16 protein-coding genes and 1 pseudogene are annotated in these 17,769 nt (G+C 49.6%); 8 read left to right on the top strand and 9 right to left on the bottom strand.

The features are described 5' to 3' along the window. Nucleotides 1-301: 301 nt before the first annotated feature. Together BZJ18_RS15345 and BZJ18_RS17800 are read right to left on the bottom strand one after the other, a co-directional pair. Nucleotides 302-520, bottom strand: a pseudogene (locus BZJ18_RS15345) (transposase); the annotation flags it as partial. A gap of 149 nt (nt 521-669) precedes the next feature. Further along, entirely contained in the window at nt 670-1,053 is a 384-nt protein-coding gene (locus tag BZJ18_RS17800; RefSeq protein WP_443216518.1) for a transposase family protein, read from the bottom strand. Nucleotides 1,054-1,634: 581 nt separating this feature from the next. Between BZJ18_RS17800 and BZJ18_RS15335 the strand changes: the two genes are divergently transcribed. The 3 genes from BZJ18_RS15335 (at nt 1,635) to BZJ18_RS15325 (ending at nt 3,093) form a co-directional block, all read left to right on the top strand. Next, nucleotides 1,635-2,012: a VOC family protein gene (locus tag BZJ18_RS15335; RefSeq protein ID WP_077458067.1), complete on the top strand. Its 378-nt coding sequence runs from the start codon at nt 1,635-1,637 to the stop codon at nt 2,010-2,012. 29 nt (nt 2,013-2,041) lie between these two features. After that, entirely contained in the window at nt 2,042-2,440 is a 399-nt protein-coding gene (locus BZJ18_RS15330) for a VOC family protein (RefSeq protein ID WP_077458065.1), read from the top strand. Nucleotides 2,441-2,655: 215 nt separating this feature from the next. After that, entirely contained in the window at nt 2,656-3,093 is a 438-nt protein-coding gene (locus tag BZJ18_RS15325) for an Hsp20 family protein (protein WP_077458063.1), read from the top strand. A 591-nt stretch (nt 3,094-3,684) separates the two neighbouring features. Here BZJ18_RS15325 and BZJ18_RS15320 read toward each other — a convergent pair. The 3 genes from BZJ18_RS15320 to glyQ all read right to left on the bottom strand — a co-directional run bounded on the left by BZJ18_RS15320 (nt 3,685) and on the right by glyQ (nt 8,269). Next, complete coding sequence (locus BZJ18_RS15320) at nt 3,685-4,938, bottom strand: valine--pyruvate transaminase (protein WP_077458061.1); 1,254 nt, start codon at nt 4,936-4,938, stop codon at nt 3,685-3,687. Between the two features lie 340 nt (nt 4,939-5,278). Then, a complete protein-coding gene (gene glyS / locus BZJ18_RS15315; RefSeq protein ID WP_077458059.1) occupies nt 5,279-7,348 on the bottom strand; it encodes a glycine--tRNA ligase subunit beta in 2,070 nt (689 codons plus the stop codon). A gap of 9 nt (nt 7,349-7,357) precedes the next feature. Next, complete coding sequence (gene glyQ / locus BZJ18_RS15310; protein ID WP_046074837.1) at nt 7,358-8,269, bottom strand: glycine--tRNA ligase subunit alpha; 912 nt, start codon at nt 8,267-8,269, stop codon at nt 7,358-7,360. A 376-nt stretch (nt 8,270-8,645) separates the two neighbouring features. Between glyQ and BZJ18_RS15305 the strand changes: the two genes are divergently transcribed. Next, the gene (locus BZJ18_RS15305) at nt 8,646-9,206 is read left to right on the top strand and encodes a TMEM165/GDT1 family protein (protein ID WP_077458057.1); all 561 of its coding nucleotides are present in this window, start codon (nt 8,646-8,648) and stop codon (nt 9,204-9,206) included. Nucleotides 9,207-9,239: 33 nt separating this feature from the next. Here BZJ18_RS15305 and tusA read toward each other — a convergent pair whose 3' ends face one another. After that, nucleotides 9,240-9,488: a sulfurtransferase TusA gene (gene tusA / locus BZJ18_RS15300; RefSeq protein ID WP_069586522.1), complete on the bottom strand. Its 249-nt coding sequence runs from the start codon at nt 9,486-9,488 to the stop codon at nt 9,240-9,242. On the opposite strand from tusA, the gene BZJ18_RS15295 reads away from it, so the two are divergent. Next, entirely contained in the window at nt 9,487-9,813 is a 327-nt protein-coding gene (locus BZJ18_RS15295; RefSeq protein ID WP_077458055.1) for a hypothetical protein, read from the top strand. The two genes, tusA and BZJ18_RS15295, sit on opposite strands and share 2 nt — an antisense overlap. Before the next feature lie 131 nt (nt 9,814-9,944). Here BZJ18_RS15295 and acuI read toward each other — a convergent pair whose 3' ends face one another. The 3 genes from acuI to fadB all read right to left on the bottom strand — a co-directional run bounded on the left by acuI (nt 9,945) and on the right by fadB (nt 14,451). After that, a complete protein-coding gene (gene acuI / locus BZJ18_RS15290) occupies nt 9,945-10,937 on the bottom strand; it encodes an acrylyl-CoA reductase (NADPH) (RefSeq protein WP_077458053.1) in 993 nt (330 codons plus the stop codon). A gap of 156 nt (nt 10,938-11,093) precedes the next feature. After that, nucleotides 11,094-12,257 (bottom strand): acetyl-CoA C-acyltransferase FadA, encoded by a 1,164-nt coding sequence (fadA, locus tag BZJ18_RS15285; protein ID WP_077458051.1) that lies wholly within the window; start codon nt 12,255-12,257, stop codon nt 11,094-11,096. Nucleotides 12,258-12,273: 16 nt separating this feature from the next. Next, a complete protein-coding gene (gene fadB, locus BZJ18_RS15280; RefSeq protein ID WP_077458049.1) occupies nt 12,274-14,451 on the bottom strand; it encodes a fatty acid oxidation complex subunit alpha FadB in 2,178 nt (725 codons plus the stop codon). Between the two features lie 209 nt (nt 14,452-14,660). Between fadB and BZJ18_RS15275 the strand changes: the two genes are divergently transcribed. The 3 genes from BZJ18_RS15275 to hemG all read left to right on the top strand — a co-directional run bounded on the left by BZJ18_RS15275 (nt 14,661) and on the right by hemG (nt 17,391). After that, nucleotides 14,661-15,299, top strand: coding sequence for a YigZ family protein (locus BZJ18_RS15275; protein ID WP_077458047.1), 639 nt, complete (start codon nt 14,661-14,663; stop codon nt 15,297-15,299). A gap of 67 nt (nt 15,300-15,366) precedes the next feature. Further along, nucleotides 15,367-16,824, top strand: a complete 1,458-nt coding sequence (locus tag BZJ18_RS15270; RefSeq protein WP_077458045.1) for a TrkH family potassium uptake protein — start codon at nt 15,367-15,369, stop codon at nt 16,822-16,824. Nucleotides 16,825-16,845: 21 nt separating this feature from the next. Further along, nucleotides 16,846-17,391, top strand: coding sequence for a menaquinone-dependent protoporphyrinogen IX dehydrogenase (gene hemG / locus BZJ18_RS15265; RefSeq protein WP_077458043.1), 546 nt, complete (start codon nt 16,846-16,848; stop codon nt 17,389-17,391). Nucleotides 17,392-17,769 lie beyond the last annotated feature (378 nt).

Genomic DNA, 17,769 nt, shown 5'->3' with positions numbered 1-17,769 from the left:
AAATAATATCTGATAACGTATGTTCAACTTTACCTTCTTGACGAATGTCTCTAATGGAAACGAAATGCATAAATGGACTTTTATCTTCTGTCATTTTTAATCTCCTAAACGTTAGGAGACCATTAAATCGCACTGAAAATGATCAACAAATTGATCCTTTATTTTCACTCATTTTAATTAATAAACATGGTTCAACGCACGATTTYCATCCTTAATTGACAATTAAGTCATTAAATCGCTAGCCCAGGCATGCCGCGGATCTTCATGCGTTTTCCCCACGGAAAACGCATGAACATCCGCGTCACGAAAGGCTTCCCAGCACGGTCGCCAGATACTCTTGGTTCATCGCGCACATCATTCGCTTGCGTTGAATACCGGCTTTGAAACTCTTCTCTTGCTTTAATAAATTCAGAACCATTTGCCTTATTCGTGCAAAAACTTCCGCTCGGTCATCGACTCTTATTCGGCAAGCATCTTCTTTTAATCCAACATCAAGTTGCCAGTGCATTGATTCAATTTGATTCAATTNTTATCTTCTGTCATTTTTACGTTAGGAGACCATTAAATCGCACTGAAAATGATCAACAAATTGATCCTTTATTTTCACTCATTTTAATTAATAAACATGGTTCAACGCACGATTTTCATCCTTAATTGACAATTAAGTCATTAAATCGCTAGCCCAGGCATGCCGCGGATCTTCATGCGTTTTCCCTGCCGGGCGAGCCCTCGTGAAACAGCCYTTTTCATTATCCGATCAATGGCTCCCCAACTCAGTCGAAAGGCTTTAGATACAGAGTGAAGAGAAGTGAACTGAAGTGTTTCAATAATCTTTGTCTCGAAGAGTTCGGTATAGCGACTACYAGGAGATGCCCAAGGAACAGAAATGGTCTGAACCCCGTGCTTTGGACAGTCAGCACGTGGAACTTGGGCCTCAAGATATGTTTCGTATTGRCATGTATCCAAATGACGCCATATCCGCTTTCGAGAGTCATGCTTTCTTACCRCTTTCGARCATGTTGGACAAGCAACGCCTGAAGGACTTTCGTACATGATGGTCACGGTAATACGCTGGCTCTTTTTATCCACCTGGACAGAGTCGACAGTCCATGGCGGAGTCAGTCCAAGGATCGCTTGATAGAGTGCTGTATCTTTCATCTGATTCAGGGCTCAAGTGCAGAGTGTTTCCTCATTGTCCAATTAATCGGAAAACTTGAAAAGAAACACTTTCCACCACATCCGGTGAAGAGCCTCAAACATCCAGTGGTTAGCCATGCTACCGCCGATCAGTTGTCGGCACCTAACACGCCATCGTATTGGCAGATTTGCAGATGAGTGTATCAAGCCGTGTGTGGGTTTTCGTTGGTTTTCGTTCGNTGGTCACGGTAATACGCTGGCCACCTGGACAGAGTCGACAGTCCATGGCGGAGTCAGTCCAAGGATCGCTTGATAGAGTGCTGTATCTTTCATCTGATTCAGGGCTCAAGTGCAGAGTGTTTCCTCATTGTCCAATTAATCGGAAAACTTGAAAAGAAACACTTTCCACCACATCCGGTGAAGAGCCTTTTATATCCAGTGTTTTTATGAGTAAGTAGACTCAATAGCTCCGTAACGACAAAGTGATAGGAAGCCTGATGTCTATAAAAACGCGTGCTAATCTCCAACTGGTTTATGTGTCTGATATTGACCGTTCCGTGAGTTTCTATCAGCAACTGTTTCAGTGTGAGCCGGTATTTACCAGCCCAAGATACGTCGCCTTTTCTGCCTCTGAGCAGGGCGATGCTTTGTTCGCGTTGTGGACCGGCGGCGAGCAGCCCTCGCCATCAATCACGCGACTGAGCGAAATTGGCATTATGGTGCCTACCAATGATGACGTTGATGCCGTTTTTGACCAATGGTCGAACAACCTCACCATCAATGTTGTTCAATCTCCTTATAATGATGTGTTTGGCCGAACCTTCGTGATTCAAGATCCTGATGGGCATTTAGTGCGTGTCGCACCTATTGATTAAGCATGCCGCTATCCCAATAAGGAGCAACTATGATTGACCATCTAAGTACTTACGCAACGAATTTCTCGGCGACTAAAGAGTTCTATCGTTCGGTGTTTGAAGCGCTCGGCTATGCGATCCAAATGGAGTTTGTTGCAGAATGGAATACTGACTTTCCGACTCAGCGGATGTGTGCTTTTGGACCAAGCGATCGGCCCATCTTTTGGGTGATAGAAACCCAGACTCCCTATACCCCTCGTCATATAGCATTTTCAGCACCAACAAGAGCGACAGTGGAGGCGTTTTACGATGCTGGAATGGAGGCTGGGGGAATAGATAATGGTAAGCCAGGTCTGAGGCCTATGTATCACAACCATTACTTTGGGGCATTTCTTATTGACCCAGACGGCAATAACATTGAAGCGGTATGCCATCATCCAGAGCCGTAGTTTATTAAAGCGGTTAGAGATATTTGAATGTACCTGTATGGTTGGATAGAACGGAGACACGTCTGGCGATGATAAAAAATCGCTCGATGAGACTTGAAATCAAATCACGCAACCTTATATAGAGTAATGAGGCGATGCCATTGGGTCGCCCGGGGGCTTGTCCAAGTTGGAAAGCCGTAGATAACATTTTATTGCTTCATAGGAAGGATAAGATTATGCGTAACTTTGATTTCTCTCCACTCTATCGTACCGCAATTGGCTTTGACCGTTTGTTTGATCTGGTTGAAAACACGAATGCGTCAAACGCAGGTGGTTTTCCTCCTTACAACATTGAGCAAGGCAAAGAGAACCAATACCGAATTACCATGGCGGTCGCTGGCTTTAGCCAAGACGAAGTAGACATTACTCAGCAAAAAAACAGCCTCACAGTTGCAGGTAAAAAACACAGCCGTAATCAAGATACGAAGTTCTTGTATCAGGGTATTGCTGAGCGTGATTTCGAACGCAAGTTCCACCTCGACGATCACATTAAAGTGACGGGGGCGGAAATGGAAAACGGCATGCTTCATATTGATTTAGTGCGTGAGGTGCCTGAAGAGGAAAAACCTCGTCGCATCGAAATTGGTAGCCGTTTACTCGAAAACGTTGAGTAAGTGTCAGTCAAAACGATACGAATAAGGAGAGGGCAGCATGGCTGCCCTTTTTGTAGCTAGCGAATTGTGGTGTTCCGATTCGCAAGCCTGCTTTACATCTTCGCTTTATAGACACGTTCCCTTTACCTGTACTTGTGGGCGGTTATCGCTCGCTAATGGTGCTGCGGGTTGAACCTACTATTATGGACTGTGTTTAAAAAGCGCGTGGTGGAGCCGTGAAAAAGAATCTGAGTTGCACAGACTAAGGCGATAGGTTTCACGTGGAACCTTTGGATTATCTTTACGAACGATTCAATATCATTTACCAAACCAAACCAAACCAAACCAAACCAAACCAAACTAAACTAAACGATGTGCCTGTTAACGGCATTTTGATATATAACGTGCGGATTCGTTCTGTAGGTTGAACAACCAATAGTCAGGGCTTGGGCTGATGAAGGGCAAAGTCGTCTTTCAGCAATTAGCAAAAATGGGCAGGTTAGATAGCGGCGAGAAGGGAAATAGTATAGAGCGTTTTAGCGTTGACAAGAGGCGTAATAAGAGGTTTCACGTGGAACATGCGTGTACCTATGTTCCACGTGAAACCAGCAGTTATCCTTCATTGTAGGCGCGCGCGACTTCTTCGGCAATCACTTTTATACCTTGTTGCATGGCATCATCTTCTTGGACATAGTTCATGCGAATACATTGTTTAGCATGATCCCAGCCTTCGTGCTCCACACCAATAAAGAAATACTCTCCGGGGACAACAAGTACACCGCGGGCCTTTAAGCGTTTATATAACTCTTGGGTGGAGATTGGGAGATCGTTAAACCAGAGCCAAAGGAAGATAGCTCCTTCTGGCTTATGAACACGAACTCGCTCATCGTTAATGGTCTCCAGCACCATCTTTAATGTGCGCTGCGACTTTTGTTGGTAGAAAGGACGAACGACCTCTTTGCTTAATCGCAACAAGTCACCTCGTTCAATCATCGCCAGCGCCATTGCCGGTCCGACACTGTTTGGCGATAGGCTAACGATGCCGTTGATATTTGACATGGCTTGGATGACATCTTCGTTGGCGATCACGATCCCGCAACGCACCCCGGGTAACCCTAGCTTGCTGAGGCTAGAGCAAAGAATAGTATTGTCGTTCCAAAATGGGGCAACATCTTCAAAGATAATATCAGGGAACGGCGTACCGTAGGCGTTATCGATAATCAATGGAATGTTATGCTCGCGCGCGAGTTTATCAAGCTGCTGGATCTCGCTATCAGTGAGCACATTACCGGTTGGGTTGGTCGGCCGAGAGGCACAGATAGCACCAATGCTGTCATCAATGGTTAAGCGACTAAAGTCGACATGATATTTAAATTGGCGGTTATCCAATAATTCAATGTCAGGTTGATAGCTAACAAAGATATCGTCGCTGATCCCTGCATCGCCATAGCCAATATATTCAGGCGCCAAGGGGAGTAAAATCTTTTTATGGCTGCCGTCTGAATAACGTCCCGCTAAAAGGTTAAACAGATAAAAGAACGCACTTTGACTACCGTTGGTGAGCATGATGTTTTTACTGGAAAGCTGCCACCCATAGGTCTTATTGAGAAGCTCGGCGAGGGCATTGAGCAATGCTGATTTACCTTGGGGACCATCATAGTTGGTCATGGCATGTAATAGACTGCCATCTTCCAACATTGACTGGCTAAGCGTTTTAAAATACTCGAGCATTTCTGGGATGGCTGCAGGGTTGCCGCCACCCAACATAATGGCGTCTGGGTTACGTAAGCCATCATTCAGATCGTCCATTAGTTGCGTGATGCCTGAGTGGTTAGCGAGCTTCTCGCCAAAGTGAGTGACTTCCATGGTTACTGCCTTCAAGGTTCGGTGTTTGTTGTTATGGTTAAACAGCCATCAACATACAACAATCTATTGTGCAAAAGAAAGTATCGAGAGCTCGTTATCGGATAATCAATAGGGCGTGCGATTGACGGGCTTGTTACGTTATCGGTACACCTTGACCGAACCATTGCAGCAGTGATTTAGGCGCTGATTGTTCCACGTGAAACCATCAGGACGCTTCGACAATCATGCGATGGATTGGATAGGGAGAGACAATCACGGGTAAGGCGTTAAGAGTAGATACACCTTAATTCAATAAAAAAGCCCCGCGTCATAGCGGGGCTGAGTCGTGTATTGCTGATAATTACTTCTGTAGAACAGAGATATCTGCCACGTTGAGGAATTGCTCACGGATAAGGTGAAGCATCGCCAAACGGTTGGCTTTCAGTGCAGGATCATCTGCCATGACCATCACGTTATCAAAGAAGGTATCAACCGGTGTGCGCAATTGCGCCAGCTCGGTCAACGCGCCTTGATAATCGCTGTCAGCAAATAAAGGTTTAACCGCAGCGACTTTCTCTGCCACTACGTCCGCCAATGCTTTTTCAGCGTCTTCTTGTAGCAAGCTAGCATCGACGCTGCTAGGGAGCTCGCCGTCATACTTGGCCAAGATATTACCTACACGCTTATTGGCCGCGGCAAGCGCTTCGGCTTCTTCAAGACTGCGGAAGTGCGACACCGCTTTTACGCGGCTGTCAAAGTCAGCAGGCTTAGTTGGACGACGTGCCAATACCGCTTGGATGATATCCACGCTATAGCCCATATCTTGGTACCAAGCGCGGAAACGACCTAGCATAAAGTCGAGGACATCCGCCTCTACCTCTTTGTGAGTCAGACGGTCATCGTACTGAGCCTTGGCATCGCGGATGAGGTCGACAAGATCAAGCTGATAGCCGTTCTCGACGATAATACGCAGAACGCCTAACGCGGCACGACGCAGGGCGAAGGGGTCGCTGCCTTTAGGTGCTTGACCAATCCCAAAGATGCCCACGATGGTATCCATTTTGTCAGCCATCGCGAGTGCTGAGGAGACCGGCGTCGTAGGTAGCTTATCACCGGCAAAGCGCGGCCAGTATTGCTCATTTAGCGCCAGCGCTACGGCTTCGGGCTCGCCATCATGACGCGCATAGTGCATGCCCATCACGCCTTGGGTTTCGGTGAACTCAAACACCATCGAGGTCATGAGATCACACTTAGCCAGTTGGCCTGCGCGCTCAGTGTGTGCCTTGTCGGCACCGATACGCTCTGCAATTTGTCCTGCGAGTGCAGTAATGCGATCGGTTTTATCTTTGATGGTACCCAATTGCTTTTGGAATACCGCGCTATCTAGCTCTGGCAGGCGATCAATCAATGGGCGCTTGCGGTCAGTATCAAAGAAGAACTCCGCATCCGCGAGGCGAGGACGCACGACTTTTTCATTCCCTGAGATAACCTGCGCCGGATCTTTCGATTCAATGTTAGATACGAAGATGAACTTAGGCAGTAGCTCGCCGTTAGCGTCATAGACAGGGAAGTACTTTTGGTCGCCTTTCATGGTGTACACCAGCGCTTCTGATGGCACTTTAAGGAACTTGTCCTCAAAAGAGGCAGTCAGTACCACTGGCCACTCCACCAGTGAAGTGACTTCTTCAACCAAGTCTTCATCCAGCTCAGCCATCCCACCAACCGCGGTAGATGCTGCTTTGGCATCTTTAATAATCAATGCCTTACGCTTTTCATAATCGGCCATGACCTTACCTTCACGCTCGAGGCGCTCTGGGTACTGGTCAGCATGATCCAGCGTTAAGCTCGATTCACCCATAAAGCGGTGACCGCGAATCACGCGATTGGACGCCACGCCAAGGATGGTGCCTTCAATCAAGGTGTCCCCATACAGCATCACCAAGGTTTTCACTGGGCGGATAAACTGGGTGTCTTTGTCACCCCAGCGCATGGGTTTAGGAATAGGCAGTTTGATCAGGGCGTTATCGGCCAGTACCGGCAATAAGGCGTCGATGGCTTGACCGGGTACGTGTTGACGATACAGCAACCATTCACCTTTATCGGTTTTTAGGCGCTCGGCCTCGCTCACGTCAATCCCGTTACCGCGCGCCCAACCCATGGCCGCTTTGGTGGGGTTGCCATCTGCGTCAAAGGCGGCGCTGACCGCAGGTCCGCGTTTCTCAACCACTTTATCTGGCTGGCGATCGCTCAACGCCGCAACTTTAAGTGCTAAGCGACGCGGGGAGGCGTACCAAGTAATCCCTTGGTGGCTCAGATCAGCGTCTTTCAATTGTGCGTCGAATTGGCTGGCAAAAGCTTCAGCCAAGGTGCGCAAGGCTGTGGGTGGTAGCTCTTCAGTGCCGAGCTCAATCAGGAAATTTTGCGTTGCCATGATGCTCCCTTATTTGGTGTGTCGGCACATCGGGAAGCCCAGCGCTTCGCGAGATGCGTAGTAGGCTTCGGCGACACGTTTAGTCAGTGTGCGAATGCGCAGAATATAGCGTTGACGTTCAGTCACTGAGATGGCTTTACGCGCATCCAGCAGGTTGAACGCATGACCGGCTTTTAGGATCTGTTCGTAAGCAGGCAAAGGGAGCGGCTGCTCGAGATCCAGTAGCTTGGTACTTTCGGCTTCGCACTGATCAAAGTAGCGGAACAGAAAATCAACATCAGCGTGTTCAAAGTTGTAGGTCGATTGCTCCACTTCGTTTTGGTGGAAAATATCGCCGTAGGTCACTTTGCCAAATGGGCCATCGGTCCAAACAAGATCATACACAGAATCGACTTCTTGAATGTACATCGCCAGACGTTCGATACCGTAGGTAATCTCACCAGTGACCGGCTTACATTCCAGCCCGCCGACTTGTTGGAAGTAGGTAAACTGGGTGATCTCCATCCCGTTCAGCCAGACTTCCCAGCCTAGGCCCCAAGCGCCAAGCGTTGGGTTTTCCCAGTTATCTTCCACAAAGCGAATGTCGTGGACTTCTGGATCAATACCCAGCACACGCAGCGAGCCCAAATACAGCTCTTGAATGTTATCGGGTGACGGTTTCAGGATGGTTTGAAACTGGTAGTAGTGCTGCAGACGGTTCGGGTTCTCGCCATAACGCCCATCGGTAGGACGACGAGAAGGTTGAACGTAAGCCGCTGCAATGGGCTCTGGACCAAGTGCACGCAAGCATGTCATTGGGTGGGAGGTACCTGCACCCACTTCCATGTCTAGCGGCTGAACAATGGTACAGCCTTGCTGGGCCCAATAATCCTGCAGCGCGAGGATCATACCCTGAAAGGTTTTGATATCGAATTTATGCATTGTCAGGTTCGCGCGAGTTGATGAATGGAGAAAATAGCTGGCAATTATAACTCGCAGCGCGCTCAAGCAGTAGGGGGCTGGCGGATTTTTGTGCGCCTTTGATTCGCTTATTTTCTGCGTACAGAGGGAGGAGGAATAGAAGTTGCCAAGCGATTGTTCAAATCGTACACTAGCGCCGTCTTGGGGAGTAGTCGACCACTGCACAGTCAGTGGGGCAATCATCAACATAGTTGAAGCAAAATCTTCATGGTGATTGCAAGCCTGCCATTAGGTGCTCTGGGCTTGACGAGACCAACGACAATCGCACGAACCGGGGTGGGGCGTGTGTGTTGTCGTGGTTGAATCATAATAAGCCCTGCCCCAGATGAGCAATGTCATGAGCGTTCTTGCTATTTCTATCTCCACCGTCACCTTGGCGGAAATCGGGGATAAAACCCAACTACTATCGCTGGCGTTAGCGACACGTTTTCGTAAGCCCGCGGTGATTATTTTTGCCATTTTAGTGGCGACGTTAGTGAATCACGCCATTGCCGCCTGGCTCGGGGTGGTTGCGGCCGATATTCTGACCGATACCGTATTACATACTATTTTGATCATCAGCTTTAGTGTGATGGCGGTATGGATGCTGATCCCAGATAAGCTTGAGGATGAAGGCATACAGGGAAAGAGTGCATTTTGGGCCAGTTTTACCGCCTTTTTTGTCGCTGAAATAGGGGATAAAACCCAATTGGCGACCACGGCACTGGGGGCACAGTTTAATGATGCACTGTGGATTGTGGTGATTGGTTCTACCATTGGGATGCTGTTAGCCAATGTTCCCGTGGTTTTAGCCGGGGATAAGATTCAGCGCCATGTGCCATTTGCGGTGGTACGGGCGCTCGCCGCAGCCATGTTTGCGGCGTTGGCTGTCCTTGATACCTGGTATCTACTGAGTTAGCGCAGGACAATGATGAATGAGTAAGGGTTGGCGTTATGCCAGCCCTTTTTTGATCAAAAATTGAAACGGCACGGTCTCTGTTTGGGCTGCGACCAAGGTATGGTCCATAAAGCGACAAAAACTCGGGATATCCCGTGTCGTGGAGGGATCATCCGCGGTGATCAGTAAGGTCTGACCGTCATCCATATGGCGGATACGCTTACGCACCATCATTACGGGCTCGGGGCAACGTAGGCCTATGGCATCAAGTTGGAGATCGGCATGGTCAAAAGGGGCAGTCATGTTAAATACCTCGAAAAATGTCGGTCTGATCATACTTATGGCGAGGAATTATTCAAATAGGGTTGTGTTTGTAAAAAGAATGTGTAGATTAATTAACAAGTCGTTAACGAAAGGCGAGGTCATGAGAAAAGCACAAACGGGCAAATTAGGCTTAGCTTATGGACATCGTATCGCTGCTTACACAGGGCTGAGCGGACTCGCTTTTTGGGAATTAACGCAAAGTCATGAGCACGCTCTCTTGGCAACACTAGCAATTTGCGCTGCAGCGCTGGGGCTATTGGTGGAAACCTTAGCCACTTCGACATCACGTTCGCAGCTTGACTAGGCTAACTCACTCAACAGCTACACTCACTCCCAGTTTTCTTGGGCTTCCCCGCTTTCGGAGCGGGATTTTTTTTGTCTGTACGTCGCCAAAAAAAGGCCAACCTGTAACAAAGATTGGCCTTGTTGCGTGAATTAGCCTTGGTGAGCAATATCAATAACCACGCGGCCTTTCACCTCGCCCTGAATAATTTTATCCGCATATTCTGGGGTTTGCGCCAGTGTGATAGTGTGGCATGCCTGTTCAAAGTAACTGGCTGGGAGTAGCTTGGTAAGTGACTGCCACGCAGCTTGACGTTGCGCTTTCGGGCAAGAAACGGAGTCAACACCTTGCAATCGCACATTGCGCAAAATAAACGGCATCACAGTTGCGGGTAAATCAAAACCGCCGGCAAGGCCGCATGCGGCGACCGTCCCCCCGTACTGGATTTGTGAGAGGACATTGGCAAGCATTTGACTGCCTACGGTATCAATTGCGCCAGCCCACTGTTGCTTGTCTAGCGGGCGACCGGGTGCGCTAAAGGACTCACGCGGTAGCACGTCGTCAGCGCCTAGTTGTTTAAGCCACGCTTGGTTGGCTTCAAGTCGGCCTGTGACTGCACTGACGCGATAGCCCAAAGCATGCAATAAGGTGACCGCGACAGAGCCAACGCCGCCACTCGCGCCGGTGACTAACACAGGGCCATCTTCAGGTTTTACGCCGCCATCGATTAAGGCTTGCACACATAACATGGCGGTAAACCCAGCGGTACCTACCATCATTGCCTGTTGCTCAGTGAGGCCCTCAGGGAGGGGAACGAGCCAGTCGCCATTAACACGCGCTTTCTCGGCCATGCCACCCCAGTGTGACTCTCCGACGCCCCAGCCAGTCAGTACTACTTTGTCTCCGGGCATATAGTCAGGATGCTGGCTATCGGCAACCGTGCCCGCAAAGTCTATCCCCGGCACCATGGGGAATTGGCGAACAATCTTACCTTTGCCGGTGATGGCTAGGCCGTCTTTATAATTGAGGGAGCTGAAATCAACATTGATGGTGACATTACCATCAGGCAGCAAATCGTCATCGAGTGAGGTGATCTTCGCGAGGGTTTGTTTTTCGTGTTGTTCGAGGACAAGCGCGTTAAACATGGCATTCTCCCGGTTGGAATAAGTGAGCGGCCATACTAGGCCGTGCGAATAAGCAACCACTTGCGTTACATCAATCACTATGCGATTGAACGCCGTTAGACGCAACCTAAAAAAAAGAGCGGTAAACACCGCTCTTTCATGGTCACAAGGAAGGCATTACACGCGCTCGAACACGGTGGCAATCCCTTGGCCTAAGCCAATACACATGGTTGCCAAGCCTATTGTCGCATCTTGACGCTCCATTTGATGTAACAAGGTGGTCGAGATGCGTGCGCCTGAACACCCTAATGGATGTCCTAACGCAATGGCACCTCCATTGAGGTTAACCTTTTCATCCATTTTATCCATCAGGCCGAGATCTTTCACACAAGGCAAAGACTGGGCAGCAAATGCCTCATTCAGTTCGACCAAGTCAATGTCATCGATGCTTAGGCCCGCACGTTTGAGCGCTTTTTTGGTCGCTGGGACCGGGCCATAGCCCATGATGGATGGGTCACAACCTGCAACGCCCATCGCGCGGATGCGAGCACGAATTGGCAGGCCTAGCGCTTTGGCTTTTTCTTCGCTCATCACTAGCATTGCTGCCGCACCATCGGAAAGGGCCGATGAAGTACCTGCTGTCACTGTGCCGTTTGCCGGATCAAAGGCGGGACGCAAACCGGCGAGGCTCTCTACGGTGGTCTCTGGACGAATCACTTCATCATTTTCCACCAAGGTGAGCAGGCCATCGGCATCGTGGCCTTCAATCGGCGCGATCTCGTCTTTAAAGCGGCCTTCAACGGTAGCGGCGTGCGCACGGGCATGGGAGCGCGCCGCAAACTCATCTTGCATTTCACGGCTAATGCCGTGCATACGGCCAAGCATTTCTGCGGTCAGTCCCATCATACCGGCGGCTTTGGCGACGGATTTTGACAGCCCTGGGTGGAAGTCGACGCCATGGTTCATGGGAACATGGCCCATGTGCTCCACACCACCAATTAAAAAGGTATCGCCATCGCCAACCATAATGGCACGGGCGGCGTCATGGAGAGCCTGCATCGACGAGCCACACAGGCGGTTTACGGTGGTTGCACCCACGCTATGCGGAATGCCAGCAAGGAGTGCCGCATTACGGGCAATATTAAAACCTTGCTCGAGCGTTTGCTGTACACAGCCCCAGTAGATGTCTTCGATGCTGGTGCTTTCTACCGCAGGGTTGCGTGCCAGCAGAGATTTCATCAGATGCGCGGATAGATCTTCAGCGCGGACGTTGCGAAATACACCGCCTTTCGAACGGCCCATGGGGGTACGGATACAGTCAACGATCACTACATTGTTCATTGTTCTCTCCTTAAACTTAGGCTGATTGCGGTGCGTTGACCGGTGTAACATCAAAATAAGCCTGTTTGTCGCCAGCTCGACGTTTCATATCAGCGGGGACGTGATACAAGGCACCGAGATCCGCAAACTTTTCTGCCATGGCGACATAGTTTTCGACACCCAAGGTATCCACGTAGCGGAAGGCACCGCCTCGGAATGGAGGGAAGCCGATACCGTAAACCAAAGCAATGTCTGCTTCTGCCGGAGAGGCAATGATGTTTTCTTCCAAGCAGCGGGCGACTTCGTTGATCATCGGCACCATCATACGAGCGATAATATCCTCGTCACTGATCTCTGCTTGACCACCTTCAATCACGGGGGCGAGCAACGCAGGGACTGCTTCATCGGCTTCTTTTTTCGGCTTGCCTTTTTTGTCTGTGGTGTAGCGATAGAAGCCTTTGCCATTTTTCTGACCAAAGCGCTCGGCCTCAAACATCACATCAATAGCATCCCGACCTGATTTACTCATGCGATCAGGGAAGCCTTCTGCCATCACCGCTTGCGCGTGGTGCGCGGTATCGATACCAACCACGTCGAGCAAGTAGGCAGGGCCCATTGGCCAGCCAAATTGCTTCTCCATAATCTTATCGATGCGTTGGAAATCCACACCGTCACGAAGAAGAAGGCTAAAGGCATGGAAGTAGGGGAACAATACGCGGTTGACGAAAAAGCCAGGGCAGTCGTTGACGACCACGGGCGATTTACCCATCTTGGCGGCATAAGTCACCACGCGCGCGATAGTTTCATCAGAGGTTTTCTCGCCACGAATCACTTCCACTAATGGCATGCGATGAACCGGGTTAAAGAAGTGCATGCCACAGAAGTTTTCTGGGCGGGCCAAAGACTTGGCGAGGGTGTTAATTGGAATGGTGGAGGTATTAGAGGCAATCACCGTATCGTCACTGACTAGCGCTTCCACTTCTTTGAGTACGCTCGCTTTGATTTTCGGGTTCTCGACCACAGCCTCGACCACGACATCGCTGTGCTCAATGCCCGCATAGTGGAGGCTTGGGGTGATTGACGACAGCACCTGGCCCATTTTAAAGCCATCAATGCGACCGCGGCTAAGTTGCTTATTCAACAACTTGGTCGCTTCCGTCATGCCCAGCTCCAATGACTGAGGCGCGATGTCTTTCATCATTACCGGCACGCCTTTCAGCGCGGATTGATACGCGATACCGCCGCCCATGATGCCTGCGCCGAGCACAGCTCCACGCTGCGTATCTTTGCCTTGTTTGGCTGCTTTCTTCGCATTGCCCTTAATGACTTGGTCATTGAGGAAAATCCCCACAAGGGCTTTGGCAACGTCAGTCTTGGCCAATTTAACAAAGTAACGGTTCTCAACCTCAAGCGCCTCATCACGTCCAAGGCTTGCGGCTTCTTCAATCGCCTTAACGGCCGCCATCGGAGCGGGGTAATGCTTACCAGCAACCTGAGCGACCATGCCTTTGGCCATGGTAAAGCTCATCGCCGCTTCGGTGCGATTAAGGGCTAAAGGTTGTTGTTTTTGATGGCGGCGGGTTTGCCAATCAATCTTGCCTTCAATGGCTTGAGTAAGCATGGCTATTGCGGCATCACGCAGTTTGTCGCTCTCTACCACCGCGTCGACCAGTCCTTCTTTCAGCGCAGCACTGGCGCGCTTGTCTTTTCCTGCGGTAATCAGCTCCATTGCGGTATCTGCGCCGACAAGACGTGGCAAACGAACGGTCCCTCCAAAGCCCGGCATAATACCGAGTTTGGTTTCGGGTAGACCGATACGGGCGTCAGTGCTCGCCACGCGTAAGTCAGTGGCGAGTACGCACTCACAACCACCGCCAAGAGCATGGCCATTAATGGCACTAATCGTTGGGAAAGGTAGGTCTTCCAAGCGGTTAAAAATAGCGTTGGCACGTGCCACCCAGTCAGACAACTCCTGATCTGGCTTGGCAAACAGGCCGAGAAATTCTGTGATATCCGCGCCTACAATAAAGGCTGATTTGGCTGAGGTGAGTAGTAAGCCTTTAATGTCTTGGCCCGCAAGCGCTTCCAGCGCTTCGTTTAAGCTTTCTAGCGTTGCAAGATCCAGTTTGTTGACAGAACCTTGGCTGTCCAGCGTCAGTTCTGCAATGCCGTTATCCAATGCACGAACTGAAAGGTTATCTCCTTGGTAGATCATGGTCGTTCTCCACGTTGGCAGTACCATCCTGGTTGAAGAGTGTTCTGGTTAGACCAGATGCGACCTAGTGTGGATCATTGTTATAAGAAATGACAACCAAAAGTTAAACGAATGTTTAAAATATGTGGTGTGAGTAGAAGCTTTACACTGCGTTATTCTCTGATGGGCTATGGTAGACTGGCGGGGAAAAGTATTGGGTCGAGCTGTGTATGTCCATCACTCCCTATCGGGTTCCTGCTCAAACAGTCCGCTGTGAGCAGGAGATAAAGAAAAGTCGCTTCATTACCTACCTTGCTCATACGCAAGGAGAAGAAGACGCCAAACAATTTATTCAATCTATCCGTGAGACCTATCCAGATGCACGTCATCACTGTTGGGCATTCGTCGCGGGTCGGCCTGAATCCTCCGTACAGTGGGGATGTGGCGATGATGGTGAACCTGCCGGGACGGCGGGTAAGCCCATGCTCGCGCAGCTTTCCGGTGCGAATGTCGGTGAAATTTGTGCGGTGGTGGTGCGATACTTCGGTGGGGTAAAGCTGGGTACCGGTGGCTTGGTGAAAGCATACGGAAGTAGTGTGCAACAAGCGTTGATGATGATGGAAACGCGAGAAATCGCTGTCACGGTTCCTTATGTCTTAAGCTGTGAATATGCTCACATTGATACAATTGAATCCTTACTCAAGCAATACCATGGCGTTCAGCTTGATGCAGAATTCAGTCATAATGTGCGATTAACTGTGCGCATTGACGCGCGATTTGTCTCAGATTTTCTAGAAGCATTAAAAAACCAGACCCGCGGTCAGGCCCATGTGTCTCCGCTGGAAAATGAATCAACGTCAGGCACCTAGCCTGCTTTACGTGTAACGACGAGACGTCAGTTAAATACTGTCGCCGATAAGAGGGCCACGTCAGGCTATGCAATTTCGTTCCATCACCCGCATCGTCGGCTTATTACTGGCCCTGTTTAGCATAACCATGCTCGCACCAGCGCTGGTCGCGTTTATATATCGAGACGGTGCAGGTTATCCTTTTGTACTGACCTTCTTTCTGTTGCTTGCCGGCGGTGGGTTGCTGTGGTTTCCAAACCGTCGCAATAAACATGAGTTAAAAGCGCGTGACGGCTTTTTGATTGTGGTCTTGTTTTGGACGGTAATTGGCAGCGCGGGCGCGGTACCCTTGATACTCTCGGAGCAACCCGATCTTTCCGTCAGCGAAGCCTTTTTTGAATCTTTTTCAGGCTTAACCACAACGGGTGCAACCGTGATTGTGGGGTTGGATGAGCTTCCCAAAGCGATTTTATTTTATCGTCAATTACTACAATGGCTCGGCGGCATGGGGATCATTGTGTTAGCGGTGGCGATTCTGCCTGTGCTCGGTATCGGGGGAATGCAGCTTTATCGCGCGGAAATCCCTGGTCCTGTCAAAGATACCAAGATGACACCGCGAATAGCCGAGACAGCCAAGGTGCTTTGGTACATCTATCTGACCTTGACCGTGAGCTGTGCGTTGGCCTATTGGCTAGCCGGTATGTCAGCCTTTGATGCAATTGGGCACAGTTTTTCGACTGTAGCGATTGGGGGCTTTTCGACCCATGATGCCAGTATTGGACATTTTGATAGCACCGCCATCAACCTGATCACGGTTGTCTTTCTGCTCATCTCTGCATGTAATTTCTCGTTGCACTTTGCCGCGTTTGCCAATAATGGCCTGAACATTAAGTTTTATCTCCGTGACCCTGAGTTTCGCGCCTTTTTGGTGATTCAGTTCTTATTATGGCTGGTGGTCTTTACCATGCTAAGCGGGCACCAAGTGTACGACGGTCCGACAGAGACATTAACCCAAGCCTTGTTTCAGTCTGTCTCTATCTCGACCACTGCTGGCTATACTACGACGACGTTCGCCCATTGGCCGTTGTTCCTTCCAGTCTTACTCTTGTTTTCATCGTTTATTGGTGGCTGTGCTGGCTCAACTGGTGGCGGGATGAAGGTGATCCGTATTCTGCTGCTCTCTCTGCAAGGGACACGGGAGCTAAAACGGTTAGTGCACCCTCGTGCGGTCTATACCATTAAAGTCGGAAATAAAGCGCTAAGGCAACAAGTGGTCGATGCTGTATGGGGCTTTTTCTCGGCTTACGCGCTGGTCTTTGTCATTTGCATGTTGGCCTTAATTTCGACGGGGATTGAAGAATTAACCGCTTTTTCTGCGGTTGCTGCGACCCTCAATAACTTAGGACCGGGACTCGGAGAAGTGGCCGCTCACTTTGGTGATATTAATGATACGGCCAAATGGGTATTGATCCTCGCGATGCTTTTTGGCCGTTTAGAGATATTCACGTTATTGGTTTTATTTACGCCCACATTCTGGCGCAGCTAGCCGAATGGGGAAGGAGAGAACATGAGCGCGCAACAGGATGCAACGCAAAAGGTCTTACTACTGCACTCTAGCCGAGAAGGGCAGACCAAGAAGATCCTGCATTTTATCGAGAAGCAGCTGGGTGAGTCGGCAGAGTGTGAGATAAAGGATATTCATCAGCTTCCTCAGGTCGATCTCAGTCATTATGATCGCGTGCTGATTGGCGCGTCTATCCGATATGGCCACTTTAATAAAAAGCTGTACCAATTTATCAATACGCATGTTGATCAGCTCAAAGTGGCGAAAGCTGCATTCTTTAGTGTCAATCTTACTGCGCGTAAACCGGGCAAAGACACACCAGAGACCAGCGCTTATAGCCGTAAGTTTATCGAGAAGTCACCGTGGACCCCTGAACTGCATGGTGTGTTTGCGGGCGCACTCTACTACCCACGCTATAAATGGTTAGATCGAGTGATGATTCGCTTTATCATGCATATTACGGGTGGGGAAACGGACACCACCAAGGAAGTGGAATACACGGATTGGCGTAAAGTGGCGGAATTCAGCGAGCAATTTGCCCGCTTTTAGGCCATAACGCTGATTGTTTGACCGAACGGCGGCTTTTTCTAAAAAAAGTCGCTTTTCCCTCTTGCCAAGGTGAGCAACTTCTCTATAATGCGCCTCCATCGACACGGCACACAGGGCAAGCGCTCAGCGGCCATGTCGGGGCAAAAAATCATTTAAAAATAAACGCTTGACGTCAGTTTTTAAATGATTAAGATAGCCCACCTACTTAACGCCGACAACGCGTTAGGGGAGTCAAAAAGAGGTTTTGTTTTCGCCGGTTGGCATCAACAAAAAGATAAAATTTCTTCTTGACTTCATCGGCAAGGCGAGTAATATACTCAGCCCTGACCGAGCGAAGCAACGCTTCGCAAGTCAACGCTCTTTAACAATCTTTAACAA

It is taken from the genome of Salinivibrio sp. IB872, from assembly GCF_001995345.1.
Classification (GTDB): Bacteria; Pseudomonadota; Gammaproteobacteria; order Enterobacterales; family Vibrionaceae; genus Salinivibrio; species Salinivibrio proteolyticus.
The sequence above is the reverse complement of the archived record's forward strand: the minus strand, read 5'-3'. Positions and strand labels throughout refer to the sequence as shown.